Here is a 26,004-nt window from a genome sequence, read left to right as displayed (position 1 = left end):
ATGGCCGAATTGAACATGGCCGACGCCATCAAACTGGCACTGACTCAAGAGATGGAAAACGACGATGGCGTGATCGTTCTCGGCGAAGACGTGGGTGTCGATGGTGGCGTATTTCGCATCACCGAAGGGCTGCTCGATCGCTATGGCGAACGCCGGGTCATCGACTCGCCGGTGGCGGAAACGGCACTGGTCGGCTTTTCCATCGGCCTGGCGTTATACGGGCTGAAACCCGTCTGCGAAATGCAGTTTTCGGGGTTCAGCTACCAGGGCTTTCATCAGATGGAGTCGCATGCCGCTCGGCTACGCTGGCGTTCGCGTGGCCGCTATTCGATACCCATGGTGCTGCGCATGCCCTACGGCGCCGGAGTGCATGCACTCGAGCATCACTCCGAGAGCAAGGAAGTGCTTTATGCGCACATCCCCGGGCTCAAGATGGTGATTCCCTCCACCCCGCGCAACGCCCGCGCGCTGATGGTCAGTGCGATTCGCGACCCCGACCCGGTGGTAGTTTTCGAACCCAAGGCCATCTACCGGGCATTTCGCGAGGAGGTGCCCGATGACGAAGAAACGCTACCGCTGGGGCAGTCGCGCACCGCACGTGAAGGCGGGGACCTGACCATGATCTCCTACGGCGCCATGCTGCAACGCACGCTACAGGCGGCGGACCAGCTCGCCGAGGAGGATGGCGTCGAAACCGAGGTGATCGATCTGCTGAGCCTTTCACCGCTCGATCATGAGCGCTTCGCCGAATCGGCACGCAATACCGGGCGGGTAGTGATCGTTCACGAGGCGCATCGCAGCTATGGCCCGGCGGGCGAGATCATGGCACGGCTGATCGAGGAATCCTTTTACTATCTCGAAGCGCCGATCCGGCGGGTCACCGGGTTCGACACCATCGTCCCGATGTTTGCCCGCGAACAAGCCTATCTGCCTGATGTGGAACGCATACTCGACGCCGCGCGTGGCGTGCTCAACGACTAGAGCGATAAGCAACCATGAGTGAGGAATTCAAGTTCTCCGATCCTGGCGAAGGGCTCCAGGAAGCCGAAGTGCTGGAGATTCACGTCGCCGAAGGCGATCACGTCAATGATGGCGATACCGTGCTCACGGTGGAAACCGACAAGGCGGCGACCGATGTCTCAGCGCCGTTCAGTGGCACGATCGAAAAGGTTCACCTGAAGACCGGCGACGTGGTTCGTGTCGATGACTTGCTGTTTAGCTACGTGCCCGACGATGGTGATGATGAAGAAGATACCGATAGCGGCGAACAGGGCGAGAAAGACGAGGAAGATAAGAAAGACGAAAAGGACCAGGAAGAAGAGACGTCCGAGAGCGACGATGAGAACCAATCGTCCAAGGAATCCACTCGCGAGAGCTCCGAAGAATCCGCGGAAGATGAGAAAGCCGAGGAAAGCGACCAAGAAGCCGCCAGCGACGAGGATGAAGAGCAGGGCGATCGTCAGGAGAAAGATGACGAGGGAGAGAAAAAACGGCAAGAGAAACAACCCGATAAGACTGATAAAAAGACTGCCAGAAAAGCAAAGAGGGATCAGCCTCCCGTGCCAGCGGCACCGAGTACCCGGCGCCTGGCGCGCGAGCGCGGCGTCGACCTGCACGATATCGAGCCCAGCGGCCCGCAGGGGCGGGTCACTACCGAGGATGTCGAGGCGGCCGCGAAAGAGGGTGGCCGTCAGCCACCCGGCTCCGGCAAGGCGTTGCCGGATTTCAGCCAATGGGGCGATACCGAGCGGGTAGCGATACGCTCGGTCCGGCGCGTCACCGCCGAACGCATGACCCAATCCTGGACGCAGATACCCCACGTCTATCACCAGGATGTCGCCGACGTGACCGAACTGGAGCGTTTCCGTCACGATTACGAAGCCAGCGCGCAAGAAAACGGCGGCAAGTTCACGCTGACGATACTGGTGATGAAGGCCATGGTTTTCGCGCTAAAGCAGTTCCCGCATTTCAATGCCAGCCTGGATAACGAGAATCAGGAAATCGTTCTCAAGCGCTATTTTCATGTCGGCCTTGCGGTGGCCACGGAGCGCGGCCTGTTGGTGCCGGTGATTCGTGACGTCGACAAGAAAAACCTCATCGAGCTCACCGAAGCCGTCAGCACCACCGTGGAGCGGGCGCGTAACGGTGAGTTGGGCCGCGAGGACATGGAAGGTGGCTGCATGACGTTGACCAACCCCGGGCCACTAGGCGGCACCGCGCTGACGCCGCTGATCAACCTCCCCGAAGTTGCCATCCTGGGGCTGGGCCAGGCTAGGCTCGAGCCCGTCGTGCACGGTGATCTGGACAACTATGAGGTCAAGCCACGCCTGCTGTTGCCGTTATCACTGGGCTTCGATCATCGCGTCAACGATGGTGCCGATGCGGCGAATTTTGTGACCACGCTGATCGGCGCGCTGGAAGATCCGCAGTCGCTGCTACTCAAGATCTAACGCATACCGGAAGGTAGCAAGCAGGAAAGGACGATCATGGCTCGCAAGGACGAACGCGCTGAAAGCATTCCCGAAAACACCGATGTGGCGATAATCGGCGCCGGTCCAGGCGGTTACGCCGCAGCATTCGAGGCCGCTGGCCTGGGGCTGGATGTCACGCTGATCAATGAAGAAGAAAAGGTTGGTGGTGTCTGTCTGCAACGCGGCTGCATACCCTCGAAAGCACTGCTGCACATTACCGAGCTGATTCATGCCACCGAGCAGGCCAGTACCTCGGGCGTGACATTTTCGCCGGCGAAAATCGATGCCGATGCGCTGCGAAAAAACAAGGATAGGATCATCGATCAACTCACCGGCGGCCTGGGTGATTTATGCAAGCAGCGGGGCGTTCGTCTCATTCGGGCGCGCGCCACGTTCGCCGGTGAGGGGCAGCTCGAACTCGAGGGCGCCGGGCGCGACACCCTAGGCTACAAGCAAGCCATCGTCGCGACGGGCTCGCGCCCGGTTGCCTTGCCGGATGTCGATTTCGCCAACAGCGAGCGCATCATGGACTCGACCGGCGCGCTGGCCTTGAAAGACATCCCCAAGACGTTGCTGATCGTCGGTGGCGGCTATATCGGGCTGGAAATGGGCATGGTCTACCAATCGCTGGGTAGCAAGGTCACCTTGGTCGAAATGGCCGATCGCCTGATGCCAAACACCGACGCCGATCTGCTCAAGCCGCTGGCAGCCAAGGTCGAGGAACGCTTCGAGGCGGTGCATTTGAAGACTCAGGTCGCCGGGCTGCATGAAACGAAAAAGCAGGTAAGGGTCACGCTGGAAAACGACGAAGGCTCTCATGAGAAAACCTTCGAGCGCGTGCTGATCGCCGTGGGCCGTCAGCCGAATACCGAAGAGCTGGGTCTGGACAACACCCAGGTCACACTCGACGACAACGGCTTTATCGAGGTCGACGAGCAACGCCGAACGCGCGATGAATCGATCTTCGCCATTGGCGACATTGCCGGTGGCATGCTGTTGGCTCATGAAGCGATGCACGAGGGCAAAGTGGCCGCACGCGTCATCGCCGGGCAATCGGCGGCGTTCGATGCGCGAGCTGTCCCGGCGGTCGTCTATACGGTGCCGCAATTGGCCTGGTGTGGCCTGACCGAACAACAAGCCGAAGCGGAAAAACGCGATTACAAGGCGCTGCGTTTTCCCTGGCAGGCTTCGGGCCGCGCGCTGACCATGGGTGCCGAAGCGGGAATGACCAAATTACTGGTCGAACCGGACACCGGACGCATTCTCGGCATGGGCATCGTCGGCCCGCACGCCGAATCGCTGATTGCCGAAGGCGTGCTGGCCATCGAGATGGGCGCGGTAGCGGAAGATCTCGCCATGAGCGTGCATCCGCATCCCACCTTGACGGAAACCACCGGTGAGGCTGCCGAGCTTTTCCTGGGTAGCGCGACGCATTACGGCTGAATGCCAGTCGTCATTCGATATTCTTGAGCTTGCCTGGAAACGGCTCAATCCTGCGCCAACCCTTAACTTCGCATAATGTATATTATGTTAAATAGCAAGCCACAAAAACTACAGATCCTTTGATGATTCCTTCACTGCACCCCAATCCCTCCTTTCTTCGAAGCTCCCGGTGACTCTGATCGATCGGCGCTTTAGCTGTGACCCGTTAGAATGTAATCTTCCAGTCGCAACTATATTCGGGAGCGTCCCTCGGGAGCGCAGCAAAGGAGTGACACGTGAATCATTCGACCCTACAAGGCTCTGCCACCACTACCAGTCGACGGTTTGCCTCGCCCTTGGCGGTGGTGGCCGGACTATGGATGGCAATCATGGCACCGAGTTGTCTTGCCTTCGGTTTCGAGGATGTGGCGGCCAAGGCCAAAAAGCTCGTGGAGCAGGAATATCAAGCGCCGGAAACCAATACCACACCAACGCTGCGTGAGCTGGAATATGAACAGTACGCGCAGATCCAGTACAGGATGGATCAGGCGATATGGCGCGAAGAAGGACTGCCCTTCCAATTGAGCTTCTTCCACGAGGGCATGCATTACGTCAGCGCCGTGGAGATGAACATCATCGACGATAATGGCGTCCATGAGATTCCTTTCGATGCCAACGACTTCCATTACGGTGACGTCAAACTGAGCGAGAAAGACCTGGAGGGGCTGGGCTTCGCGGGGTTCAGGATTCACTACCCGATCAACACGCCCAATGTCTTCGATGAAATCATGGTATTCCAGGGCGCGAGCTACTTTCGTGTAGTTGGCAAGAATCAGATCTATGGCCTATCCGGCCGTGGACTAGCCATCGACACGGAAACGCCCTCCAACAAACCGGGCGTCCCTAGCGGCGAGGAATTCCCGGCGTTTCGCGAATTCTGGGTCGTCAAGCCCGAGCCCGACAGCCAGTCACTAACGCTATTCGCCCTGCTCGACTCACCCAGTGCCACGGGAGCCTACCGTTTCGTGCTACGTCCCGGCGATGACAGCGTGCTCGACGTCAAGTCGCGGATCTTTCTGCGCAAGCCGATCAAGAAGCTGGGTATTGCGCCACTGACCAGCATGTTCCTGTTCGGCCCCAGCCAGCCCACCTCAACGCTAAACTATCGCCCGGCGATACATGACTCCAATGGCCTGCTGCTTCACACTGGCAAGGCCGGCTGGATCTGGCGGCCACTGGTCAACCCCACGCAGGTCGAAGTCAGCAATCAGCATGTCGAGGAGCTCAAGGGCTTCGGCTTGCTGCAACGCAGCCATGCCTTCCACGACTATGAGGACCTGGTCGACCGCTATGATCTGCGTCCCAGCGCCTGGATCGAACCGCAGGGAGACTGGGGGCCGGGCTCCGTTGAGCTGGTCGAAATTCCCACGCAGAACGAGACCAACGATAATATCGTCGCCTTCTGGAAGCCTGACGAGATGCCAGCGCTCGGCGAGCCCATCGACTTCAATTATCGTATTTATTGGACGATGAACGAGAGTAAGCACCATGACCCCGCGCTCTCCTGGGCCGATAGCACCATGCGCTCACGAGGCGAGGTTCGCCAGAACGACCTGATTCGCAAGCCGGATGGCTCGTTGGCCTTCGTCATCGACTTCAAGGGACCGGCACTCGAGTCGTTGGCAGCGGATATCCGCCCCACCGCGGTTATCGATGTCGGCGACAACGGCAAGCTGGTCGAGAGCCGCGTTATTCGCAACGTCGCGGAAGGCGGCTGGCGGGTGATCTTGCGAGTCAAGCGGGACGATGAAACCAAGCCACTGGAAATACGCGCTCATTTGGAAGAGAGCACGCGCCACCTATCGGAAACCTGGTTCTACCGAATGCCCGTCGCTGGCTAAGCCATAACACACCAAGATACTATTGCGCACCGGTTGGCCAGGAGCCCGACCGGTGCGTTTTTTGTAAGGCACGGTTCACACATAATGGCTTTCGCCGATTTCGAGGTGCGCTTCACGCATGGAAAACAAGCGAACGACGGTGAAGAAGGAAAGATTCATCGGGTTGGAGTGGTTACGGTTCTTGCTCGGTCTGTACATCGTTATATTTCATACGTTGCATACTTACTCGTCGATAAGTGACTGGTCCGGTTACATCACGGATATCGGTTTCTTCTCGACCAGCGCCTTCTTCGTGCTTTCGGGGTTTCTCCTCGCGCACGTTTACCTCGATGACGACAAGCGGATGCGCGAACCCGCCAAAAGCTTCTGGGTCAAGCGCTTCTCGAACCTCTACCCGATTCACATCGGCGCCATGTTACTGGCCATGGCGGTCTCGACGCTGGTCGGCTACCTGGCGATCACGCCGGGAGACGCCGGGGCATCGATACGTTTCGTGCTCTACGACGTCAACGACGGCTCTACTCTCGAGAGCATAACGCACTACATGAGCGATGCCGAACTGGCATTGAATGTGCTGCTCAACGTGACACTTCTGCACGCCTGGAATCCGCTGTACCTGACCTTCAATCCGGTTACCTGGTCGATTTCGGCACTGTTCTTTTTCTACCTGACCTTTCCGTGGATCGCGCCAAGGCTGTCTCGCGTCACATCCCAGCGGCGCGCACTGGTAGTCACCAACCTGATCTACCTGATTCCTCCGCTGGTGGTCATCGCGATGACCGATTTCGCCATGCCGGAGACCGGTATCCTGCATCGCAATCCACTGGTTCGATTGCCCGAATTCATGGCCGGGATTCTGCTCTGCGCACTTTACACCCAGCGTAGACAAATGGGGTTGCACCTGGGAGTTGGCGTGCGCTGGGCGCTGCTGCTGTTCATCGCCCTATCGGTAATCATCGGTTCATGGCTGTTACGCCATCAGGGCCCTGCCTGGTATTACTTGCTGCACAACGGCTTGTTGCTACCCGCCCAGCTCGCGCTGATTTTCGTGGTCGCCCACTGGTCGCCGCCCTCCAGCTCGCGCATGCGGCGCCTGGCCACTCGTCTGGGCGGTGCGTCACTGCCGATGTTCGCGCTGCACGTGCCCTTGTTCGTGGTTTTTACGCGCGTCGAACGGGTGTTGAAAGGCGAGCCGAGCCTATGCCTGAGTAGCATTCCACGTTGCATGGAGGCCGCCGGGGACGCCTCCATATGGCTGTATCCGGTATTTCTGCTGTTTACCGTGCTGTTCTGCATGATGTTCCAGGAGAACTTCGTGGTGCGCATTCGACAATGGCTGCAAGGCAAATTATTGTCATCCGGGCGACAAGCCGTGCATGCCAATAGTGGAATCTGACCCCATGGCTTTGCCAGGCGATAGGACTCGCCTGGCTGCCATCCGGCCGGGCGCGTAGAATGGAGCGTCCGAACGTCGAACGACAATCTTTCATGCCGAATATCCAAGCTCTAATCCAGCAAGCCGAGCGCCAGTGTCAACAGCGCAACGTACGCTTCACCCCCATACGCCGCCGAGTACTCGAGATGATCTCCTCGTCGCCAGGCGGGCTCAAGGCGTATGACCTGCTCGACGAACTGGCCACCGAGCATGCCTCTGCGCGCCCGCCGACGGTCTATCGCGCGCTGGATTTCTTGATCGAACAGGGCCTGGTTCATCGCATCGAATCGCTCAACGCCTACGTGGCCTGCCCCTGTCCCGAGCATGCCCATGGCTTCCAGCTATTGATCTGCCGCCATTGCGGTCGGGTCGAAGAGTTGCATCTCGATGAGGTCAACGATCAGTTAAAAATTCGCGCGCAAACACTGGGATTCGACGTCGACCGCCAGACCATCGAATTGCTGGGCACCTGCGATGCCTGCCGGGCCGACTCAAAGGGCTCGGCCGGAGGATCTCCTATTACTCATTGCCCGACCAGTTGAGAAACCCATGAGTGAACTCTTCAAATCCCTGGAAACCGCCGAGCGCGGTACTCAGCGTTCGCTGGCAGCGATTCTCGATGCCGCGCGCTGGAACACTGACGGCCTGCTGCCGGCTATCGCCCAGCAGCATGACAGCGGCGAAGTGCTGATGATGGCGTGGATGAATCGTCAGGCGCTGGAAGAAACGCTGACCACCGGGCGTGTCTGCTACTGGTCGCGTTCACGTAACAGGTTATGGCGCAAGGGCGAGTCGTCCGGCCAGGAGCAGCACTTGAAGGCCGCTCACTTCGACTGCGATGGCGACACGCTGCTGCTCAGCGTCGACCAGACCGGCCCGGCCTGCCACACCGGACGGCGAAGCTGCTTCTATGTGGCGATGAATAGCGAGCATGGCGAGATCGATGCCGCGCCGCTGATCGACCCCGTCGAGCTTTACGCCGGCAAGCGTTGAAAGCATGTTCAATCGCTTGCTGGGTGGCGTATTGATTGGGCTGATCCGCGTCTACCAGTACGTAATCAGTCCCCTGCTCGGCCCGCGTTGCCGCTTCTGGCCGAGCTGTTCCAGTTATGCCATCGATGCGGTGCGGCTACACGGACCATTCAGGGGCGGCTGGTTGGCGCTCAAGCGCATCCTCAAGTGCCATCCCTGGCATCCCGGCGGCGTCGATCCAGTACCGCCGCCACGCTGCCATGGTCACGACTCACAGCGTTACGACGGGCACGACCGCCCTGCCGCGAATTCCCATAACGACGAACCCCGCTAGACTCTTATTTCTATCCGGTCACTTTCTCCTGCTCGGCCAGCGTGAAGATGCGCTTGAGCATCGCATGCAAGCCATTGGCACGGGTCGGCGACAAGTGTTTGTCAAGCCCCAGATCCTCGAGAAAGCTCGGCGGCGTGGCGATGATCTCGGCAGGCGCGCGGTCGTTGTAGATGCGCATCAACACTGCGATCAACCCCGAAACGATGGCGGCATCCGAGGTCGCCAGAAAATGTAGGGTCTCGCCTTCGCGCTCATGGTGAATCCAGACATTGGACTGGCAGCCATGAATTTTGGTTTCGGCGCTCTTCAACTCCTCGGGAAACGCCGGCAACTGCTTGCCCATGTCGATGATGTACTGGTAGCGATCCATCCAGTTATCGAAGAGGCTGAATTCCTCGATCAATTCGGCCTGGGCCTGCTGTGCACTCATGGAAACTCCTCATTCAGTTTATATATCCATTATAACGGCTTGAGCACGGTAGCGTCCGCCAGGAAGTATGTGTAATTTTTACGTATTACGTAATATGTAAAACATAAAACATTAATTTTCCGACAACCCTTGCGCTACGCTAAGCTGAAGACGGGCTTCAAGAAAGAAGCCGCGAATCCAATGCAAGGAGAAGCGCATGGCACGCAGTGGCATTCAATACGAAGACGTGCGACGGGCAATCGACCTGCTATTGCAACAGGCTGAGAGCCCCAGCGTGCAAAAAATCCGTGAAGTGCTGGGAACTGGAAGCTTCACGACGATTAGCGATCACCTTCGCGAATGGCGCACCCAGCGTGACGAGAATCGCGACCGCCCCATGTCGCAGGAAATCCCCGCCCCCGTCGAGTCGCTGGTGCAGGCTCTGTGGCAGCAGGCCCAGGAAAGTGCCGCCGACGGCCTGGCGCATTATCGCCAGGAGGCCGATCGCAAGGTCGAAGAAGCCAAGGCATTGGCCGGCACGGCTCGCCGTGAGGCCGAAGACGCCGCGCAGCGCGAAGTCGCGCTCAGCGAGCACCTGCAGCAGGCTCAGGCTCGCATCGAAGAGTATTGCACTCAGATTGCGCGCATAGAGGCCGAACGCGATAGTGCCCGGCAACGCGAAACTCAGCTAGAACGCCAAACGCAAAGCGTCGAGGAGCAGCTTCAGCGTCTGCAGGCCGACAATGAGCGCTTGGGACGCGAGCATCAGGCCTCGCTAACCCGCAAGAGCGATGAGTTCCGCGCCCAACTCGCCCAGGAAGAACAGCGCCACGAAGCGGCGGAAGCCCGCTTGATGAAGCTGCTCGACAATGCTCGGCAGGAGCGCCAAGCCAGCGACAAACAGCAACTGCAGCGTCTCGAAGCACTGGAAAAACGTACCGCCGATCTCGATGCACGATTGCAGCAGGCCCGCCATGAACTCGCCGACGAACAGGCCAAGCACCGCGAAACCGGCTGGACGCTACGCCAGGCGCAGGACGCACTCAAGCAGAACGAGTTGAAGGCTCAGCGTGTGGAGGAAGCGCTCAACGAAAAGCATCAGGCGTTGACGGCGACCGAGGAACGACTGCGCGACGCCGAGGCTCGCCTGGCCCAGGCGCCCCTGCCGCCCTTCGTCTATTGACCGCGTCGCCGCTATCTACCAACGCAATGGGCCGCCCGAGAAGGCGGCCCATTTGACGTCTCGCTAGCGAGACGCATCAGTAGTAGGCATTGGTGGTATCGGTGTGGTCGGTGACGTCGCGAATGCCGGCCAACTCGGGAATGCGCTCGAGCAGGGTTTTCTCGACACCTTCCTTGAGGGTCAGGTCGACTGCGGCACAACCCTGGCAGCCACCGCCGAACTGCAGCACGGCGATGTTTTCCTCGGCCAGTTGAATCAGTTTGACCTCACCACCGTGAGAGGCCAAGCCCGGGTTGATCTCGCTATACAGCACATAATTGATGCGATCTTCCATCGGGCTGTCGGCGTTGACCTTGGGCATCTTGGCGTTGGGCGCCTTGATGGTCAGTTGGCCGCCCATGCGATCGGCATTGAAGTCGACCACGGCTTCTTCCAGAAACGCCAGGCTATGCTTGTCGAGAAAGACATCGATCTTCTCCAAAGCCAGCTTTTCGTCACTGGGCTCTTCCTCGCCGGGACGGCAGTAAGCCAGGCACGTTTCAGCATAAGGCGTGCCGGGCTGGGTAATGAAAATCCGTACCGCGATGCCCTCGACGTTCTGCTTGGCCAGCAGCTCGGCGAGGTAATCCTGGGCGCTATCGGTGATCTCGATACTCTGGCTCATGAAGCTCGACTCATCATGGAAAGTTCTACGTCTAATGGTAAGAAAAAACCGCCACCGACACAATCCCGAGTGAAATACTCGGTTATGACGCCCCTGCCCCGCGCCCTTCGCTTTCTGTTAAGATAGCCAGCCTAAAAACGCGGCCCAAGGCACCTGCCGAGCCGCTCCAAAAGCGCCGCCGTTTTGAGTCGCGGACCGTTATCAGATTTGCTGGAGACCCACGTCGACCATGGCTGCCGTTACGCACCCTTCGCAAACCTCGCCCGCCCACTGGGCCTCGCTACCCAACGCTCTGGCCGACAGCCTGGCGCGGCGTATTCTGATTCTCGATGGCGGCATGGGCACCATGCTGCAAAACGCTAGATTGAGCGAAGACGAGTTTCGTGGCGAGCGCTTCCGCGACTGGCCATCGCAACTGCAGGGCAACAACGATTTGCTGGCGCTGACCCAGCCCGACCTGGTGCGTCGCATTCATCGCGATTATCTCGAAGCCGGCGCCGATATTCTCGAGACCAACACCTTCAACAGCACGCGCCTCTCTCAGGCCGATTACGGCATGCAGGAATACGTGGTCGAGCTCAATCGCGAGGCGGCGCGATTGGCTCGCGAGGTCTGCGATAGCGTCGCCGAGGAAACCGGCGTGCCGCGCTACGTCGCCGGCGTACTCGGCCCGACCAGCCGCACCGCCTCGCTGTCACCGGATGTCAACGACCCGGCCAAGCGCAATGTCACCTTCGATGCCCTGCGCGAGAACTACCACGAGGCCGCCGCGGCACTGATCGAGGGTGGTGCCGATTTCATCCTGATCGAAACCATTTTCGACACCCTGAACGCCAAGGCCGCGATCTACGCGCTCGAAGAGCTGTTCGACGAGCGCGGTCAACGTCTGCCGGTGATGATCTCGGGCACCATTACCGATGCCTCGGGCCGCACGCTGTCGGGACAGACCACCGAGGCGTTCTGGAACTCGATTCGCCATGCCCGGCCACTGTCGGTGGGCCTGAACTGCGCACTCGGCGCTGAAGAGCTGCGCCCCTATCTCGAGGAGCTCTCCAACAAGGCCGATACCTTTGTTTCGGCGCACCCCAACGCCGGCCTGCCCAACGAGTTCGGCGAGTACGAGCAAACGCCAGAAGAGATGGCGGCGATCGTTCGTGAATTCGCCGAGAGCGATCTGGTCAATATCATCGGTGGCTGCTGCGGCACCACGCCGGAGCATATCGCTGCGATTCGCGACGCCGTCGAGGGTGTTGCCCCACGCCAGGTACCCGAGCGCCCGCGCGCGTGTCGTCTGTCCGGCCTGGAGCCGTTCAACATCGACACCGATTCGCTGTTCGTCAATGTCGGCGAGCGTACCAACGTGACCGGCTCGGCACGCTTCAAGCGCCTGATCAAGGAAGAGGACTTCACCACCGCGTTGGAGGTCGCCCTTGAGCAGGTCGAGAACGGCGCTCAGGTGATCGACATCAACATGGACGAGGGCATGCTCGACTCCCAGGAGGCGATGGTGCACTTCCTGCATCTGGTCGCCTCCGAGCCGGATATTTCGCGCGTGCCGATCATGATCGATTCCTCGAAGTGGGAAATCATCGAGGCCGGGCTCAAGTGCGTGCAGGGCAAAGCGGTGGTCAACTCGATCTCGCTCAAGGAGGGCGAAGCCGCCTTTCGAGTACAGGCGCGGGCGTGTCGTCGCTTCGGCGCGGCGATCGTGGTCATGGCCTTCGATGAAACCGGCCAGGCCGATACCCTGGCGCGCAAGACCGAAATCTGCGAACGCGCCTATCGCCTGCTGGTCGACGAGATCGATTTCCCCGCCGAGGACATCATCTTCGACCCCAACATTTTCGCCATTGCCACCGGCATCGAAGAGCACAACAACTACGCCGTCGACTTCATCGATGCCACCCGCTGGATTCGCCAGCATCTGCCACACGCCATGATCTCCGGCGGCGTTTCCAACGTGTCGTTTTCGTTTCGTGGCAACAACACGGTGCGCGAGGCGATTCATTCGGTGTTTCTGTATCACGCGATTCACGCCGGATTGACCATGGGCATCGTCAATGCCGGCCAGCTTGGCGTTTACGACGACCTGCCCGAGGACCTGCGCGAGGCGGTCGAGGACGTCGTCAACAATCGTCGCGACGATGCCACCGAGCGGTTGCTCGACATCGCCGAGAAATACAAGGGCGAAGGCGGCGGCGAAGCCAAAAAAGAAGATCTCGAGTGGCGTAGCTGGGCGGTCGAAAAGCGCATCGAGCACGCGCTGGTCAAGGGCATCACCAGTTACATCATCGAGGACACCGAACTCGCTCGTCAGCGCATCTCGCGGCCCATTGAGGTCATCGAGGGGCCGTTGATGGACGGCATGAACGTGGTCGGCGACCTGTTCGGGGCCGGCAAGATGTTTCTGCCTCAGGTGGTCAAGTCGGCGCGCGTCATGAAACAGGCGGTGGCCTATCTGCTGCCCTACATCGAGGCCGAAAAGAGCGACGACGCCCAGACCAAGGGCAAGATCGTCATGGCTACCGTCAAGGGCGATGTGCATGATATCGGCAAGAACATCGTCGGCGTGGTTCTGCAATGCAACAACTACGAGGTCATCGACCTGGGCGTGATGGTGCCGGCGGAGAAAATCCTGCAAACCGCCAGGGACGAGAATGCCGATATCATTGGCCTGTCGGGGCTGATCACGCCGTCGCTCGACGAGATGGTTCACGTCGCCAAGGAGATGCAGCGTCAGGGCTTCGAACTGCCGCTGTTGATCGGCGGCGCCACGACGTCGAAAGCCCATACGGCGGTCAAGATCGAGCCGCAGTACGAACAGCCGGTCATCTATGTCACCGACGCCTCGCGTGCGGTGGGCGTCGCCAGCCGTCTGCTCTCCCCCGGCCTCAAGCAAGCCTACGTCGACGAGATTCGCGAGGAGTACACCAAGGTTCGCGAGCGCAATGCCAAGCGTCGCCCCAAGGCAGCGGATCTTTCCTATGATGAAGCGCGCGAGCGGCGCTTCCAGCCCGACTGGCAAGGCTATACGCCACCGGAGCCGACCTTCACCGGGCTCAAGGTCTTCGACGACTACGACCTCGACGAGCTGGTCGAGGTGATCGACTGGACGCCGTTCTTCATGAGTTGGCAGTTGGTCGGCAAGTACCCGAAGATTTTCGACGATAAGGTGGTCGGCGAAGCGGCGCGCAACCTGTTCGCCGACGCCAAGGCCATGCTGCGCAAGCTGATCGACGAGAAACACATTACCGCGCGCGGCGTGATCGGCCTATGGCCGGCCAACAGCGTCGATGACGACGTGATCGAAGTGTACGCCGATGAGTCCCGCCAGACGGTCGTCGAGCGGCTGCATCATATTCGTCAGCAGACGACCAAGAATCGCGATGGCATCTGCTATAGCCTGGCCGATTTCGTCGCCCCCAAGGCAAGTGGCAAGCCCGACTGGATCGGCGGTTTCGCGGTGACCACCGGGCATGGCGCCGATGAATTGGCCAAGCAGTATCAAGGGGCTGGCGACGACTACAGTGCGATCATGGTCAAGGCGTTGGCCGACCGCCTTGCCGAGGCCTTCGCCGAGCGCATGCACGAGCGCGTGCGCAAGGAATATTGGGGCTACGACCCCGAAGAAGTTCTCGACAACGAAGCGCTGATCGCCGAGAAATATCAGGGCATCCGCCCGGCACCGGGCTATCCGGCCTGCCCCGATCATACCGAGAAGGCCACGCTGTTCCGCCTGCTCGAGGCCAGCGACAACACCGGCATGATCCTGACTGACAGCTTCGCCATGTGGCCGGCGGCGGCAGTGTCGGGCTGGTATTTCTCGCATCCCGAGTCGAAATACTTCTCCACCGGCAAGATCACTCGCGATCAGGTCGAGGCTCTGGCTACCCGCAAGGACATGACGCTCGACGAGCTGGAACGCTGGCTGTCGCCGGTGCTGTCCTACGATCCGGCTTGAAAGTAACAGCGGCCCGAGCGGGCCGCTGCTTCAATAGCGTATCGATTACCCGAACCCTGACCCTTCAGTGGTTGGCATTCCTGCCGATAGCGTGATGAACAGGCGCAGTATTGGGAATACGCCCTGATCGGTGTTCGGTTGCCCGGCTACCGTCGCCTGAGTTCCCGTGCCGCGCGCTGACCCGACAACGTCGGCGTTGGCAACTGCTCAGTTTATGAATGTATCGGACATCGACCCGGCCAAGCGTCGGTTAGGGAGCCCTAGTGCACGTAGTGTCTTCATCGTCAGGAAACCACTGCACAAATGCCTGCGCGCACGAATTGCCGCGTTTCATTCCGCTTGGCTATTCATTCGTTAGTGCGCCAGTGATGGCCGAGGCGAAAACATGAGACGCTGGCTGTCGCTCGACTGGCTGTTCGTGCTGCGCATTCTTCCGGTGTCGCTGTTGATAGCGGTAGCGCTGAGCGGTTTTCAAGCCTGGCAGTTGCAAGCCAACTTCACCCGCGAACTCGAATACAAGGAATCGGAGCTGTTGCGCATCGGCGCGGCTCTGCTGGCCTCTCCCATGTGGAATATGGACGAGACGAGCATCCAGGCGCTGGTCGACGTTCTGTACGCCGATGACGACGTTACCAGCGTGCAGATCCTCGATAGCAGCGGCAATGTGGTCTACGCGAGCCAAGGCTCGAAATCGTCGCTTCAACCGTTATGGCGAAGCGCACCCATCGTGTTCAACGACGACTACCGCGCGCGCGAAACCGGCGAAATTCGCCTGGCGTTTTCCCGCGAGCAACTCGGCGAAAGCATCAAGGCCGCCGTGCTCAACATCTTCCTGGCTGTCGGGTTGATGGTACTGCTGATCACCTGGCTCTCGCTGCGCTTTCATTACCGCCACGTGATTACCCCGCTCAACGCGATCCTCTCCGCCATGCGCCATTTACGCAGTGGCGAGGGGTTCCGCCCCATTTCGACCCGCGCCGCCGGTGAAGTCGGCGATGCCCTGCGCGCTTTCAATACGCTGGGCGTGCAGCTCGACGAGGCTCAGCGCGAAATCGACTACCAGACACGCCACGACCGCCTGACTCAACTCTATAATCGTACCGGCCTGTCCGAAGCGCTCGATGAATGGATCGCGACACAGCCGCAGCGCGGTCTGGGCCTGCTGCAACTGGATATCAACCATTTCCGCTGGATCAACGAGAGTTATGGTCAGCAGGCCGGCAATGCCCTGCTCGTCGATATTGCCGAACGCCTCAAGCAGTCGGCGCTGCAGTCGAACGCTAGCCTTCTCACTCGCCTGGGTGGCGACGAGTTCGTCATCACCTTTGCCGATGCCGACGCCAGCACGCTGGCGAACCAGGCCGCCCAACTGCGTGAAGCCTTACAGGCGCCTTTCTTTATCGGTCAGGAGGAGCTGTTCGTCTCCTTCACGATGGGTGGTGCGCTTTACCCGCGCCATGCCCATACCACCGAGTCGTTGGTCAAGGCCCTGGTGTTGGCCGTCCAGAACGTCAAATCGATCGGACGCGGTCAGTACCGGCTCTATCAGCACAGCGCATCGCGACTACCGGCCAGCGACATGATCATTCTCGAACGCGATCTGCATCACGCGCTGAGCGAAGGACACCTGCGGTTGGCATTTCAGCCGATATTCGGGGTCGACCTGGGTAAAGTCGTTGGCGCCGAAGCCTTGCTGCGCATGGTGCACCCACAGCGCGGCATGATCTCGCCGGCCACGTTCATCCCGGTCGCCGAGGAATCGGGGCTGATCGTGCCGATCGGCCAATGGGTGGTGGATCAAGGCCTGGCGTGGCTCAAGCGCATGGATGCCCAGGGGCATAATGAATTGACACTATCCTTCAATGTCTCGGCGCGGCAACTGCATGCCGGCGGATTCGTCGAGGCGCTGCGCCGCTCTCTGAAAGTGCACGACGTGCCGGCCGAGCGCATCATTCTCGAGATGACCGAGAACCTGATGCTCAACCCCGAACCAGCAATTCTCGAGCAGTTTGCCGCACTGCGCGCGCTCGGTTGTCGTCTGGCGATCGACGACTTCGGTACCGGCTACTCATCGCTGAGCTATCTTCAGAAATTACCCTTCGATATCATCAAGATCGACCGCAGCTTCGTACAGGGCGGTCCGAAGGATGAACGCCATGCCCTGCTGGCCAGCGCCATCATCGAAATGGGCCATGCGCTGGGCTTGAGCGTGACCGTGGAAGGCATCGAAACATCGGACCAAGCCTCGCGTTTCATTGCCATGTCAGCCGATCACCTGCAGGGCTTTCATTATGCTCGCCCCCAGGACGGCGAAAATTTCGCCCACCTACTGACAGTGCAACCCACCCAGCAGAGTTCGCCCCCGACCTTTTAAGAACTCAAAATTCAAAAAATATACTTATTTATTCTTTCATAGAATAAACGAAACGCGTTAAGGTCGGGCCCAGGCATTGTTACCACTCGCCCGACTAGCAGGACACTCCTGAATGTATCGGTACGACACTTACGACCAGACCCTTGTGAATGAGCGCGTCGCACAATTTCGTGGCCAAATGGAACGTTACCTGGCGGGCCAGATCAGCGATGCCGAGTTTTTGCCGTTGCGCGTTCAGAACGGCTTGTACATTCAGCGTTATGCGCCGATGCTGCGCATTGCGGTGCCCTACGGCATGCTGGGCTCCTACCAACTGCGCAAGCTGGCCGATATCGCCAGCCAATACGATCGCGGTTACGGGCACTTCACGACCCGAACCAACATCCAGCTCAATTGGCCCAAATTAGAAGAAGTGCCGGATATCCTCGCCGAGCTTGCCAGCGTGCAAATGCACTCGATCCAGACCAGCGGCAACGATATTCGCAATACCACCACGGATCAGTTCGCCGGCGTGGCCAAGGATGAAGTCGAAGACCCCCGTCCCTGGTGTGAGCTGATACGCCAGTGGACGACCTTCCATCCGGAATTCGCTTACCTGCCGCGTAAATTCAAGATCGCCATGACCGGTGCCAGCCAAGATCGCGCGGCGATTCAGGTTCACGATATCGGCCTGCGCCTGTGGCACAACGCCGCTGGCGAGTTACGCGTTTGCGTATTGGCGGGCGGCGGCCTGGGACGTACACCGGTAATCGGCGACGTGGTGTGCGAGGACCTGCCCTGGCAGCACCTGTTGACCTATATCGAAGCCATCGTGCGGGTCTATAACCAGTTCGGTCGCCGCGACAACAAGTTCAAGGCGCGTATCAAGATTCTGGTCAAGGCGCTGGGCATCGAAGAATTCCGTCGTCGCGTGGAAGACGAATGGGCACATTTGAAGGATGGCCCACAAACGCTCTCGAGCGAGGTGGTCGATGCCGTGCGTCGGCATTTCGTGGACCCCGAAAGGCGGCCGGTTTCCGATGTGGCCATCGAGCAATTCGAAGCCCTGCGCTTGAGCGATCGAGCCTTCGCCCGTTTCGTGACCAATAATGTCACGGACCACAAGGTTCCCGGCTACAAGGCCATTACCCTGTCATTGAAGCGCCGCGACTACGCACCCGGCGATATTACCGCCGAGCAGATGCACGAGGTTGCCGATCTCGCCGATGAATACAGCTTCGGCAAATTGCGCGTGACCCATGAACAGAATCTGGTGCTCAGCGACGTCCCGGTCGATCGACTCGAGGAACTCTGGCGGCGCCTGGACGAACTCGGCATGGCCAACCCCACGGTCGGCACCCTGGCCGACCTGATCTGCTGCCCGGGCGGCGATTACTGTGCCCTGGCCAATGCCAAATCGATTCCTATCGCCCAGGCGATCCAGGCGCGCTTCGAAGACCTGGACTTTCTCTACGACCTTGGGCCGCTCGACCTGAATATTTCCGGCTGCATGAACGCCTGCGGTCATCATCACGTCGGGCATATCGGCATCCTCGGTGTCGACAAGAAAGGCGAGGAGTATTACCAGGTGTCATTGGGCGGCAGCCAGGGCGACGAAACCTCGCTGGGCAAGATTCTCGGCCCTTCGTTCTACAGCGAGGACGTTCCCGGGGTCATCGACAAGGTGCTCCAAGTCTATGTCGACCAACGCCACGCGGAAGAGCCGTTCATCGACACCTATCGCCGTATCGGCATCAAGCCGTTCAAGGAGCATGTTTATGCATAACGACGTGCCCAATGCCAGCCAGTCAGGCGCGCAGATTCTGAGGAAAAGCGGCCGGGTAGAAGCCAACCCCTGGCATCTTTCCCTGGATGGCGACGCCCTGCCCAATCAACGCCCCGCCATCGTGCCACTGGCGCTCTGGCAAGCGAGCCCGCGCAGCGATCGGTTGGCGCCGCTACTCGACAGCGACGTGGAGTTGAGTCAGGAACTGGCCCGCGAATTACGCGCGGCCCCCCTGGTGGCGATACGCTTCCCGGTATTTACCGACGGGCGTGGCTATACCCTGGCCAGGCTGCTGCGCGAGCGCTATGCGCTGGACGGAGAGATTCGCGCGGTCGGCGACGTGCTGATCGACCAGCTTTTCTATATGGCACGTTGCGGATTCGACGCTTTCGATTTGCGCGACGACCAGCTCATCGAAAACGCCATCAAGGCCCTCGACACCTTCAGCCTCAGCTACCAGTCGGTCGTCGATATTCCCGAGCCGCTGTTCACGCGTCGGCTGCGCGAAAGCGCTGCCAAACGACGTGAAGTCGACAGCGTGCCAAGCTGTTGATTGCCAGGTAACGACCCGCCCAAACCCACTGCGCCGCCTCGATGGCGGCGCTTTTGTGAGCGGGAATTAATCTAACCGCGACGCTTCTGCTGGCGCTCACGATTGCGGGCTCGCGCGCGCTCGCTCTTGCGTAGCATCACATAGGTCGCGCCGATCCCGCCGTGCGCCGGCTGAGCCGATGCATAAGCCTGTACTTCCTCGAACTGCATCAGCCACTTGGCCACGTAAGAGCGCACCACGTTGGCGTGGCTATCCAGCGCCTTGCCGCGCCCGTGTACCACCAGCAGGCAGCGAAGGTCGTGCGACAAGCCATCCTGGATGAAAGTGAACAGTTCGCGACGGCAGGCCCTGACCGGCTGCTTGAGTAGGTGCAGGCGCGCCTCGGGCGCGTAGCCGCCATGCCGCAGCCTTTCCAGCACGCCACTCTGGATACCGTCGCGGCGGTGCTCGAGCGGGTCGAAGGGAGGTAGCAAATCGACGAATTCATCGCTGAGGAAGTTGCTCGCCTCCGGTAGTGCTTCGGCGCTGGCGCGCCTGGCCAGTTGCGCTTCGCTGGGTGGTAGGGGCGTACCGCCAAGCTCGGCCTTGTCACGCCCTTTGGCGAGCGGACGCACCTCGTCGCCCATCAGATTGCGGAAATCGACATCCTGATCCAGGCAGTGGTTCATGGCGTTGCCCTCCCCGACGAATATCTGTCGGTTCATCCTATCAGATGATTTTGACCCGTTGAGCTAGCCAGCCTTGCGAAACGTCAAGTTAATGCGTTGCCCGCCGAGCAGCGGATGCACACCCTCCTTGAGCGGCAGCACGCCATGGTAGCGAAGCCTCGCCGCCCCACCCCAGACCACCACATCGCCATGCGTGAGTGGCACGCGCAAGGGTTTGTCGCGACGCTGTAAACCACCAAACAGAAAGACCGCAGGAATACCCAGCGAAACGGAAACGATAGGCGCGGCGAAATCCCGTTCGTTCTTGTCCTGATGCAGCGACAGCCTGGCGCCGGGCGCGTAGCGGTTGATCAGACAGGCGTCGGGCTCGAAATCCTCGAAACCGGCACTCGCGGCCGCGTCTCGCGCCAAGGCTCGAAATACCGCGGGCATAGGTGGCCAGGGTTTGCCGCTTTGCGGGTCCAGCGTAGCGTAGCGATAGCCCAAGCGATCCGTCACCCAGCCATGGGCGCCACAATTGGTCATCGCCACCGACATGCTATAGCCACCAGGCGTGAGCATGTGGCGAAACGGCGCGGCGTCGCTGATATCGCGAATCGCCGCGAGGATGGCCGTTTGTTCCGCCACCGCGAAGTGACGCAATACCACGGCATCGGGGCATAACTCGTCACGCCAGGTCCGGTTCTGCTCCTCGTCCGCAAACAGGTCCGAAGTCATGTTTCGCGCTCACATTGCATCGTGAAAGATGATACCAAGCGATTGCCGATGGCCCGACCTGAGGCGGCTCACGCCATGGCGAAGATTGACTCGATACGCGCCCCGCTTGCCTTGAACCGGGCGATGGCGAACGGCGAATACCACGGCATCGCCACGCTTTAGTGGCACCACTTCCGGTCGCGATTGCATGCGCGGCCGCTGCTCGGTCAACACGAACTCGCCACCCGTGAAATCCCGCCCCGGTTCGGACAATAGAATAGCGACCTGGAGCGGAAAGACATGCTCGCCATAAAGATCCTGATGCAGACAGTTGTAGTCGCCAGTCGCGTATTGCAGCAACAACGGCGTCGGCCGGCATTGCCCGGCGTCGTGGCAACGCGCGATGAAATCGGCATGCCGGGGCGGATAGCGAACGTCGATGTTCATGGTCTGGTTCCAGCGATTGGCGATCGGCACCAGATACGGATAGAGCGACTGCCTCAGCCCAGCGACGAGTTCGGGCAATGGGTAATCGAAATAGCGATATTCGCCGCGCCCAAAGCCGTGGCGCGCCATCACCACCCGGCTGCGAAACAGCTCTTCTTTCGCATATAGCCCGGCCAGTGCATCGCATTCCTGAGCGGTAAGAAGTTTCTCGATCACCGCGCATCCGTAGTTATCGAGATCATTGGACAGGCGTTGCCAATCGAGCGAGCCCACGCGATCGGCAAGCGCCGCATCCAAGCCGGCCTGTGGCATGTCTTCAAGCGGATATGTCATGCGTGGCGTTCCCGTGTCAGCAATGCATGCTTGCGCTCCACGCCCCAGCGATAGCCAGATACCCCACCATCGCTGCGCACCACGCGATGGCAGGGAATGGCAACCGCCAGCGCGTTCGCCGCGCACGCCTGGGCCACCGCTCGCACGGCACGCGGGGAACCGATACGCTCGGCGATAGCGGCATAACTGGCCGTTTCGCCGACCGGAATCTCGCGCAGCGCTTGCCACACACGCTGCTGAAATGCGGTTCCACGCACATCCAGCGGTAAATCCAGGCCAATGCCGGGTGCCTCGACGAAGCCAACCACCCTGGCGACGAGCCGCTCGAATTCGGCGTCGCCGCCGATCAGCTCGGCGCGGGGGAAACGGTCCTGCAGATCGTGGGTCAGCTCGTCGGGTTCGTCGCCCATGAGAATGGCACAAACGCCACGCTCGCTCTGCGCGACGAGAATGGATCCCAACGCGCATTCACCGACCGCAAAACGTATCTGCGTACTTGCGCCGCCAGCGCGATAGTTACTCGGAGTCATGCCCAGAACCTCGTTCGATTGGGTATAGAAGCGGCCGTTGGAGCCGTATCCGGCATCGAAAATGGCCTCCGTTATCGATGTGCCACGGCCCAGTTCGTCGCGAAAGCGTCGCTCGCGATGCGCCGCCGCGTATTCGCGTGGTGTCAGACCGGTAATCCGCTTGAACACACGATGGAAATGATAGGTACTCATGCCAACGCGCTTGGCCAATTCATCGAGCCTTGGCACGGCCTCGGATTCCTCAATGATGCGACACGCATCGGTGACGTTGGTGGTATAGCGCTGATTGACCGCCGGCCGGTTCGGTTGGCAACGCTTGCAAGGCCGAAAGCCAGCCTGCTCGGCGTCCGCGCAGGTCTTATGAAAGCGAACGTTTTCTGGTCGTGCGCGACGCGCCACACAGGAAGGACGGCAGTACACACCGGTGGTTTTGACCGAGTAGAAAAAGCTACCGTCGGCTTCGGGGTCGCGTGCGACAACGGCTGCCCAGCGTGGGTCGTTCAGCGTCACCTCGGCTAGCTGTGTCCTGGACGTTGATGTGCTCATGGTCGGCTCCTTTCAACGATTCACTTGATACTGAGAAATCTATCAACGGGCACCGTTCGTCGCACTCCGAAGCTTGCTTTTATATTCGACTCTGGTTTGGGCCATATGTGTGGGAGATAGATAACGGTATAACTTCAACTGCTCCATAACCCATCAGCGTCATAGAGTTGTGACCTTCACTCTGCGGGCTCTACAATGGCGGCTAATCGATTGATTTTTCGATACTGTGTAGAGGATTCCCCGTGGCCACCCTGACCTTTTATCACAACCCACGCTGCTCGAAATCCCGAGAGGCTCTGGCGCTGCTCGAAGCGCGTGGCACAGAGTTCACGCTTCGCCGCTACCTTGACGAGCCGCTTTCGCTGATCGAGCTGCAGTCCCTGGCGGCACGCCTGGTGAGGCCGGTCGAGAGCCTCGTGCGCACCAACGAGGACGAATGGAAAGCACTGGCCCTGAGTGCACCTGGCGACGAGCAGCGCTTGCAAGCCATCGCTCAATACCCTCGCTTGCTGCAGCGGCCCCTGCTCGATAATGGCGATCGTGCCATTATCGGCCGCCCACCCGAGGCGATATTGACGCTTCTCGACGAAGCCTGAACTTCCGTTCGCCTCATTTACTCTCAGGAGCCGTCATGAGCGCTTCCCTGCCCTACGTTCTGGTCGTGTACTACTCCCGCTTCGGAGCCACGCGCACGCTGGCCGAGCAAGTCGCTGCCGGCGTCGAGGATATCCCCGGTATCGCCGTGCGCCTGCGCTGCGTGCCGCCTGTTTCGACCACCTGCGAGGCCGTCGAGCCGACGATTCCCGCCGAGGGTGCGGTATACGCAACCGTCGATGAGCTGCGCCACTGTGCCGGCCTGGCGCTGGGCAGCCCCACGCGTTTCGGCAACATGGCGGCGCCGCTCAAATACTTTCTCGACGGCACCAGCGAGCTATGGCTGAACGGCGCGTTGGTCGACAAGCCGGCAACCGCCTTCACCTCCACCGCCAGCCTGCATGGCGGGCAGGAAGCAACGTTGTTGACCATGCTGGTGCCACTACTGCACCAGGGCATGGTTTACGCCGGCGTGCCCTATAGCGAAAGTGGACTGCTTGCCACGACCAGCGGCGGTACGCCCTACGGCACCAGCCATGTGGCAGGCGAACGTAGCGATCGCAGTGTCGACGACACCGAGCGCGAACTGGCGCGGGCACAGGGCAAACGTATCGCCCGGCTCGCATTGGCATTACGCAGCCTGCGCGAGGATAGCTGATGCGAGCAGCCCTGGAAGCCTTCGAACGACGCCACGGCCTGGCACTGCTTACCCAGCGGGCACGGCTAGGCGTGTTGATCGGTTATGTGTCTCTCATCGTACTGCTGACATTCGGCGGCTTGCAGCTACTGTCACGTAACGACGCCGGGGTGTTAGCGATCCTGATCAGGGTATTGCCGCTGATTCTCTTCCTGCCGGCAATCGTGACCCGGCGCCCACGCGGCCATGCCTGGCTGGCGTTCGTCAGCCTGCTCTACTTCATGCAGGGGGTGATGATCGCCACCTTACCGAACATGGCCTGGCTGGGGCTACTGGAAGTGGCATCCGCCTTGTTGCTGTTCACCGCCAGCATGCTCTTCGCGCGCTGGCAAGGCCGCCAGCTCAAACAGTGAGACCCTCCAGCACGCTGATTCTGCTGATGTTCGCGATCAGTATCGCGGGCAGTCTATTCGACCTGCCCTTGTGGCCGGCCGCATTGCTAAGTTGGCTGGCCACTCTCCGCTTGGGAAATCGGCTGCCCAGAGCCTCGAAACAACAGGCTTTGTGCCTGGGTGGCGCCGGCGTGGTGTTCTGGGTTATCGCGCTAGGGCGAGGTACGCCCAATTCACTACTCACAGCGTTGGTTATCAATCAGCCGCTGCTGATGATGTTTGCCGGGGTGAGTTTTCTATCGATGGCCACGCCGATCGAGAACCCCGCAACAGGGCCACGGAAAGGCAGCCTACTGGGCACGATCCTCGGCGTGCATCTGTTCGGCGCCGCGATCAACCTTTCGGTGCTGTTTCTGTTCGGCGATCGCATGCAGCGCGATGGCAAGCTCACGCGCAGGCAGGCCATGGTGCTCGGCCGCGCCTTTCCCGCGGCGGCGGCCTGGTCGCCGTTCTTCGTGGCCATGGGGGTGGCGCTGACCTATGCGCCCGGTCTCGAGTTCATGTCGTTACTGCCGTGGGGGCTGGCCTGCGCCGCGCTCCTGCTGATTCTGGTGACGCTCGACGTGTTGCGTGTCAGCGGCGATTTCAGCGGCTATCCGATCGAAGCGCGGACGTTGGTGCTACCCATCATACTCGCCGTGTCGGTGATCGGACTGCATCAATGGCAGCCCTCGCTCTCCATTCTGCTGATCATCAGCATCGTCTCGCCGTTTTTCGCCCTGCTACTCACGCCAGCCAGCGAGCGGCGTGAACGCCTGGGTCGTCAACTCAACGATGGCCTGCCGCGTCTGGCGCCACAGTTCGCACTGTTCCTCGCCGCGGGCGTGCTCTCCAGTGGCTTGGCCGCGCTGCTGGCTAGCTGGTCACAAAGCCCGGTACTGCCTTTCGAGCATTTCGGTCATGTGCATGCCTGGCTGGCGCTTGGCATCATCGTCGCCTTGGCCTTCGCCGGGGTACATCCCCTGGTGGGCATAACCACGCTGGCGCCGTTGTTAACCTCGCTGTCGCCCGACCCGACGCTGCTGGGCATGGTATTTCTGATGGGCTGGGCGCTCGGTACCGGTAGCAGCCCCTTGTCGGGCAGCAACCTCGCGATATGCGTACGTTATAACGTCAAGGCACGCGACATGCTGCGCTGGAACGTGCCCTACGCCATTCTGGGCTGGCTGGCCTGTGGTCTGGTCTTCGCCGCCCATGCCAGGTGGGGTTAAGCCAATGAACGCCGATGCTGGCTCATTTTCACTTTCTGGCCGCGCATCGAGAGACACCATCGTGAATGAAACTATACTTTTGGTATTCATCGGCGTTGCCGCCCTGGCCACTTTTGCCACGCGAGTGCTGCCGTTCGTCGCTCTTTCAGGCCATGCCAATCATCCGCTGATTCTGCACTTGGGCCGCTACCTGCCCGCCGGCAGTCATGATGACTCCGGTCATTTGCGCACTGCGCGATTTCGGGCTCTTGGCGGGGCGGCCCCAGATCAACATGGCAGGCGACGGCCTGCCGATGCCGCTTGCCTCCAGCTGCGTGGTGGTACTGATCTGTGGCGACGCAACGCCTTAGTATCGATGTCGGAGGAACCGCTTTTTACATGCTTATGGTGCAGTTGGGCTGGCACGTGGCACCATAAACCCATAATGCTGCAGCGCTTGAGCCGAG

23 protein-coding genes are annotated in these 26,004 nt (G+C 60.2%); 17 read left to right on the top strand and 6 right to left on the bottom strand.

Annotated features, from left to right (window positions below; translation table 11 throughout):
* The 8 genes from BLR92_RS19800 (at window position 1) to yidD (ending at window position 8,535) form a co-directional block, all read left to right on the top strand.
* Complete coding sequence (locus tag BLR92_RS19800) at window positions 1-981, top strand: alpha-ketoacid dehydrogenase subunit beta (protein ID WP_217636517.1); 981 nt, start codon at window positions 1-3, stop codon at window positions 979-981.
* Window positions 982-995: 14 nt separating this feature from the next.
* Window positions 996-2,450, top strand: coding sequence for a dihydrolipoamide acetyltransferase family protein (locus BLR92_RS03640; protein WP_089725559.1), 1,455 nt, complete (start codon window positions 996-998; stop codon window positions 2,448-2,450).
* Between the two features lie 36 nt (window positions 2,451-2,486).
* Entirely contained in the window at window positions 2,487-3,914 is a 1,428-nt protein-coding gene (gene lpdA, locus BLR92_RS03635) for a dihydrolipoyl dehydrogenase (RefSeq protein ID WP_089725556.1), read from the top strand.
* Between the two features lie 275 nt (window positions 3,915-4,189).
* The gene (locus tag BLR92_RS03630; RefSeq protein ID WP_245703974.1) at window positions 4,190-5,794 is read left to right on the top strand and encodes a glucan biosynthesis protein G; all 1,605 of its coding nucleotides are present in this window, start codon (window positions 4,190-4,192) and stop codon (window positions 5,792-5,794) included.
* Between the two features lie 118 nt (window positions 5,795-5,912).
* Entirely contained in the window at window positions 5,913-7,190 is a 1,278-nt protein-coding gene (locus BLR92_RS03625) for an acyltransferase family protein (RefSeq protein WP_089725554.1), read from the top strand.
* Window positions 7,191-7,282: 92 nt separating this feature from the next.
* Window positions 7,283-7,771: a transcriptional repressor gene (locus BLR92_RS03620; protein ID WP_089725552.1), complete on the top strand. Its 489-nt coding sequence runs from the start codon at window positions 7,283-7,285 to the stop codon at window positions 7,769-7,771.
* A gap of 7 nt (window positions 7,772-7,778) precedes the next feature.
* Window positions 7,779-8,222 carry a phosphoribosyl-AMP cyclohydrolase gene (hisI, locus tag BLR92_RS03615; RefSeq protein ID WP_089725550.1) on the top strand — a complete coding sequence of 148 codons (444 nt, stop codon included), beginning with the start codon at window positions 7,779-7,781 and terminating at the stop codon, window positions 8,220-8,222.
* Between the two features lie 4 nt (window positions 8,223-8,226).
* Complete coding sequence (gene yidD / locus BLR92_RS03610) at window positions 8,227-8,535, top strand: membrane protein insertion efficiency factor YidD (protein ID WP_089725548.1); 309 nt, start codon at window positions 8,227-8,229, stop codon at window positions 8,533-8,535.
* Window positions 8,536-8,545: 10 nt separating this feature from the next.
* On the opposite strand, the gene BLR92_RS03605 is transcribed toward yidD, so the two are convergent.
* Complete coding sequence (locus BLR92_RS03605; protein ID WP_089725546.1) at window positions 8,546-8,965, bottom strand: SufE family protein; 420 nt, start codon at window positions 8,963-8,965, stop codon at window positions 8,546-8,548.
* A 196-nt stretch (window positions 8,966-9,161) separates the two neighbouring features.
* Between BLR92_RS03605 and BLR92_RS03600 the strand changes: the two genes are divergently transcribed.
* Complete coding sequence (locus tag BLR92_RS03600; protein ID WP_089725544.1) at window positions 9,162-10,127, top strand: DNA-binding protein; 966 nt, start codon at window positions 9,162-9,164, stop codon at window positions 10,125-10,127.
* Between the two features lie 76 nt (window positions 10,128-10,203).
* Here the strand turns inward: BLR92_RS03600 and nfuA are convergent, their stop codons facing one another.
* Window positions 10,204-10,791, bottom strand: a complete 588-nt coding sequence (gene nfuA, locus BLR92_RS03595) for a Fe-S biogenesis protein NfuA (protein WP_089725542.1) — start codon at window positions 10,789-10,791, stop codon at window positions 10,204-10,206.
* A 229-nt stretch (window positions 10,792-11,020) separates the two neighbouring features.
* Between nfuA and metH the strand changes: the two genes are divergently transcribed.
* The 4 genes from metH to BLR92_RS03575 all read left to right on the top strand — a co-directional run bounded on the left by metH (window position 11,021) and on the right by BLR92_RS03575 (window position 19,444).
* On the top strand, window positions 11,021-14,752 hold the full coding sequence (gene metH, locus BLR92_RS03590; RefSeq protein ID WP_089725539.1) for a methionine synthase: 3,732 nt from the start codon (window positions 11,021-11,023) through the stop codon (window positions 14,750-14,752).
* A 385-nt stretch (window positions 14,753-15,137) separates the two neighbouring features.
* The gene (locus tag BLR92_RS03585; protein WP_089725536.1) at window positions 15,138-17,126 is read left to right on the top strand and encodes a putative bifunctional diguanylate cyclase/phosphodiesterase; all 1,989 of its coding nucleotides are present in this window, start codon (window positions 15,138-15,140) and stop codon (window positions 17,124-17,126) included.
* A gap of 112 nt (window positions 17,127-17,238) precedes the next feature.
* Window positions 17,239-18,891: a nitrite/sulfite reductase gene (locus BLR92_RS03580; RefSeq protein ID WP_089725534.1), complete on the top strand. Its 1,653-nt coding sequence runs from the start codon at window positions 17,239-17,241 to the stop codon at window positions 18,889-18,891.
* Entirely contained in the window at window positions 18,884-19,444 is a 561-nt protein-coding gene (locus tag BLR92_RS03575; protein WP_089725532.1) for a DUF934 domain-containing protein, read from the top strand. The genes BLR92_RS03580 and BLR92_RS03575 overlap by 8 nt, the downstream gene beginning before the upstream one ends.
* Before the next feature lie 71 nt (window positions 19,445-19,515).
* On the opposite strand, the gene smrA is transcribed toward BLR92_RS03575, so the two are convergent.
* From smrA to ada, 4 genes are all read right to left on the bottom strand, one after another.
* Window positions 19,516-20,112 carry a DNA endonuclease SmrA gene (gene smrA, locus BLR92_RS03570; RefSeq protein WP_089725530.1) on the bottom strand — a complete coding sequence of 199 codons (597 nt, stop codon included), beginning with the start codon at window positions 20,110-20,112 and terminating at the stop codon, window positions 19,516-19,518.
* A 63-nt stretch (window positions 20,113-20,175) separates the two neighbouring features.
* Window positions 20,176-20,829 carry a DNA oxidative demethylase AlkB gene (gene alkB, locus BLR92_RS03565; RefSeq protein WP_089725528.1) on the bottom strand — a complete coding sequence of 218 codons (654 nt, stop codon included), beginning with the start codon at window positions 20,827-20,829 and terminating at the stop codon, window positions 20,176-20,178.
* Between the two features lie 9 nt (window positions 20,830-20,838).
* Window positions 20,839-21,588: a 2OG-Fe(II) oxygenase gene (locus BLR92_RS03560; RefSeq protein WP_175488705.1), complete on the bottom strand. Its 750-nt coding sequence runs from the start codon at window positions 21,586-21,588 to the stop codon at window positions 20,839-20,841.
* Window positions 21,585-22,664 (bottom strand): bifunctional DNA-binding transcriptional regulator/O6-methylguanine-DNA methyltransferase Ada, encoded by a 1,080-nt coding sequence (gene ada / locus BLR92_RS03555; protein WP_089725526.1) that lies wholly within the window; start codon window positions 22,662-22,664, stop codon window positions 21,585-21,587. The genes BLR92_RS03560 and ada overlap by 4 nt, the downstream gene beginning before the upstream one ends.
* Before the next feature lie 242 nt (window positions 22,665-22,906).
* Here ada and BLR92_RS03550 point away from each other — a divergent pair, with 242 nt between their 5' ends.
* Genes BLR92_RS03550 through BLR92_RS03535 form a run of 4 tightly spaced genes read left to right on the top strand, consistent with a single transcriptional unit; the run spans window position 22,907 to window position 25,558 of the window.
* Entirely contained in the window at window positions 22,907-23,260 is a 354-nt protein-coding gene (locus BLR92_RS03550) for an arsenate reductase family protein (protein ID WP_089725524.1), read from the top strand.
* A 35-nt stretch (window positions 23,261-23,295) separates the two neighbouring features.
* Entirely contained in the window at window positions 23,296-23,916 is a 621-nt protein-coding gene (gene wrbA, locus BLR92_RS03545) for an NAD(P)H:quinone oxidoreductase (RefSeq protein ID WP_089725522.1), read from the top strand.
* On the top strand, window positions 23,916-24,308 hold the full coding sequence (locus BLR92_RS03540) for a DUF2069 domain-containing protein (RefSeq protein WP_089725520.1): 393 nt from the start codon (window positions 23,916-23,918) through the stop codon (window positions 24,306-24,308). The genes wrbA and BLR92_RS03540 overlap by 1 nt, the downstream gene beginning before the upstream one ends.
* Window positions 24,305-25,558 (top strand): hypothetical protein, encoded by a 1,254-nt coding sequence (locus BLR92_RS03535; protein WP_245703971.1) that lies wholly within the window; start codon window positions 24,305-24,307, stop codon window positions 25,556-25,558. Before BLR92_RS03540 ends, BLR92_RS03535 begins: the two co-directional genes overlap by 4 nt.
* The last annotated feature ends 446 nt before the right edge of the window (window positions 25,559-26,004 follow it).

It is taken from the genome of Modicisalibacter muralis (assembly GCF_900102945.1).
GTDB classification, from domain to species: Bacteria; Pseudomonadota; Gammaproteobacteria; order Pseudomonadales; family Halomonadaceae; genus Modicisalibacter; species Modicisalibacter muralis.
The sequence above is the reverse complement of the archived record's forward strand: the minus strand, read 5'-3'. Positions and strand labels throughout refer to the sequence as shown.

Bases quoted from the DNA above. Each gene is read 5' to 3' on its own strand.
- BLR92_RS19800 (WP_217636517.1), top strand. From the start codon at position 1: ATGGCCGAATTGAACATGGCCGACGCCATCAAACTGGCACTGACTCAA.
- BLR92_RS03640 (WP_089725559.1), top strand. From the start codon at position 996: ATGAGTGAGGAATTCAAGTTCTCCGATCCTGGCGAAGGGCTCCAGGAA.
- lpdA (WP_089725556.1), top strand. From the start codon at position 2,487: ATGGCTCGCAAGGACGAACGCGCTGAAAGCATTCCCGAAAACACCGAT.
- BLR92_RS03625 (WP_089725554.1), top strand. From the start codon at position 5,913: ATGGAAAACAAGCGAACGACGGTGAAGAAGGAAAGATTCATCGGGTTG.
- BLR92_RS03620 (WP_089725552.1), top strand. From the start codon at position 7,283: ATGCCGAATATCCAAGCTCTAATCCAGCAAGCCGAGCGCCAGTGTCAA.
- hisI (WP_089725550.1), top strand. From the start codon at position 7,779: ATGAGTGAACTCTTCAAATCCCTGGAAACCGCCGAGCGCGGTACTCAG.
- yidD (WP_089725548.1), top strand. From the start codon at position 8,227: ATGTTCAATCGCTTGCTGGGTGGCGTATTGATTGGGCTGATCCGCGTC.
- BLR92_RS03605 (WP_089725546.1), bottom strand. From the start codon at position 8,965: ATGAGTGCACAGCAGGCCCAGGCCGAATTGATCGAGGAATTCAGCCTC.
- BLR92_RS03600 (WP_089725544.1), top strand. From the start codon at position 9,162: ATGGCACGCAGTGGCATTCAATACGAAGACGTGCGACGGGCAATCGAC.
- nfuA (WP_089725542.1), bottom strand. From the start codon at position 10,791: ATGAGCCAGAGTATCGAGATCACCGATAGCGCCCAGGATTACCTCGCC.
- metH (WP_089725539.1), top strand. From the start codon at position 11,021: ATGGCTGCCGTTACGCACCCTTCGCAAACCTCGCCCGCCCACTGGGCC.
- BLR92_RS03585 (WP_089725536.1), top strand. From the start codon at position 15,138: ATGAGACGCTGGCTGTCGCTCGACTGGCTGTTCGTGCTGCGCATTCTT.
- BLR92_RS03580 (WP_089725534.1), top strand. From the start codon at position 17,239: ATGTATCGGTACGACACTTACGACCAGACCCTTGTGAATGAGCGCGTC.
- BLR92_RS03575 (WP_089725532.1), top strand. From the start codon at position 18,884: ATGCATAACGACGTGCCCAATGCCAGCCAGTCAGGCGCGCAGATTCTG.
- smrA (WP_089725530.1), bottom strand. From the start codon at position 20,112: ATGAACCACTGCCTGGATCAGGATGTCGATTTCCGCAATCTGATGGGC.
- alkB (WP_089725528.1), bottom strand. From the start codon at position 20,829: ATGACTTCGGACCTGTTTGCGGACGAGGAGCAGAACCGGACCTGGCGT.
- BLR92_RS03560 (WP_175488705.1), bottom strand. From the start codon at position 21,588: ATGACATATCCGCTTGAAGACATGCCACAGGCCGGCTTGGATGCGGCG.
- ada (WP_089725526.1), bottom strand. From the start codon at position 22,664: ATGAGCACATCAACGTCCAGGACACAGCTAGCCGAGGTGACGCTGAAC.
- wrbA (WP_089725522.1), top strand. From the start codon at position 23,296: ATGAGCGCTTCCCTGCCCTACGTTCTGGTCGTGTACTACTCCCGCTTC.
- BLR92_RS03540 (WP_089725520.1), top strand. From the start codon at position 23,916: ATGCGAGCAGCCCTGGAAGCCTTCGAACGACGCCACGGCCTGGCACTG.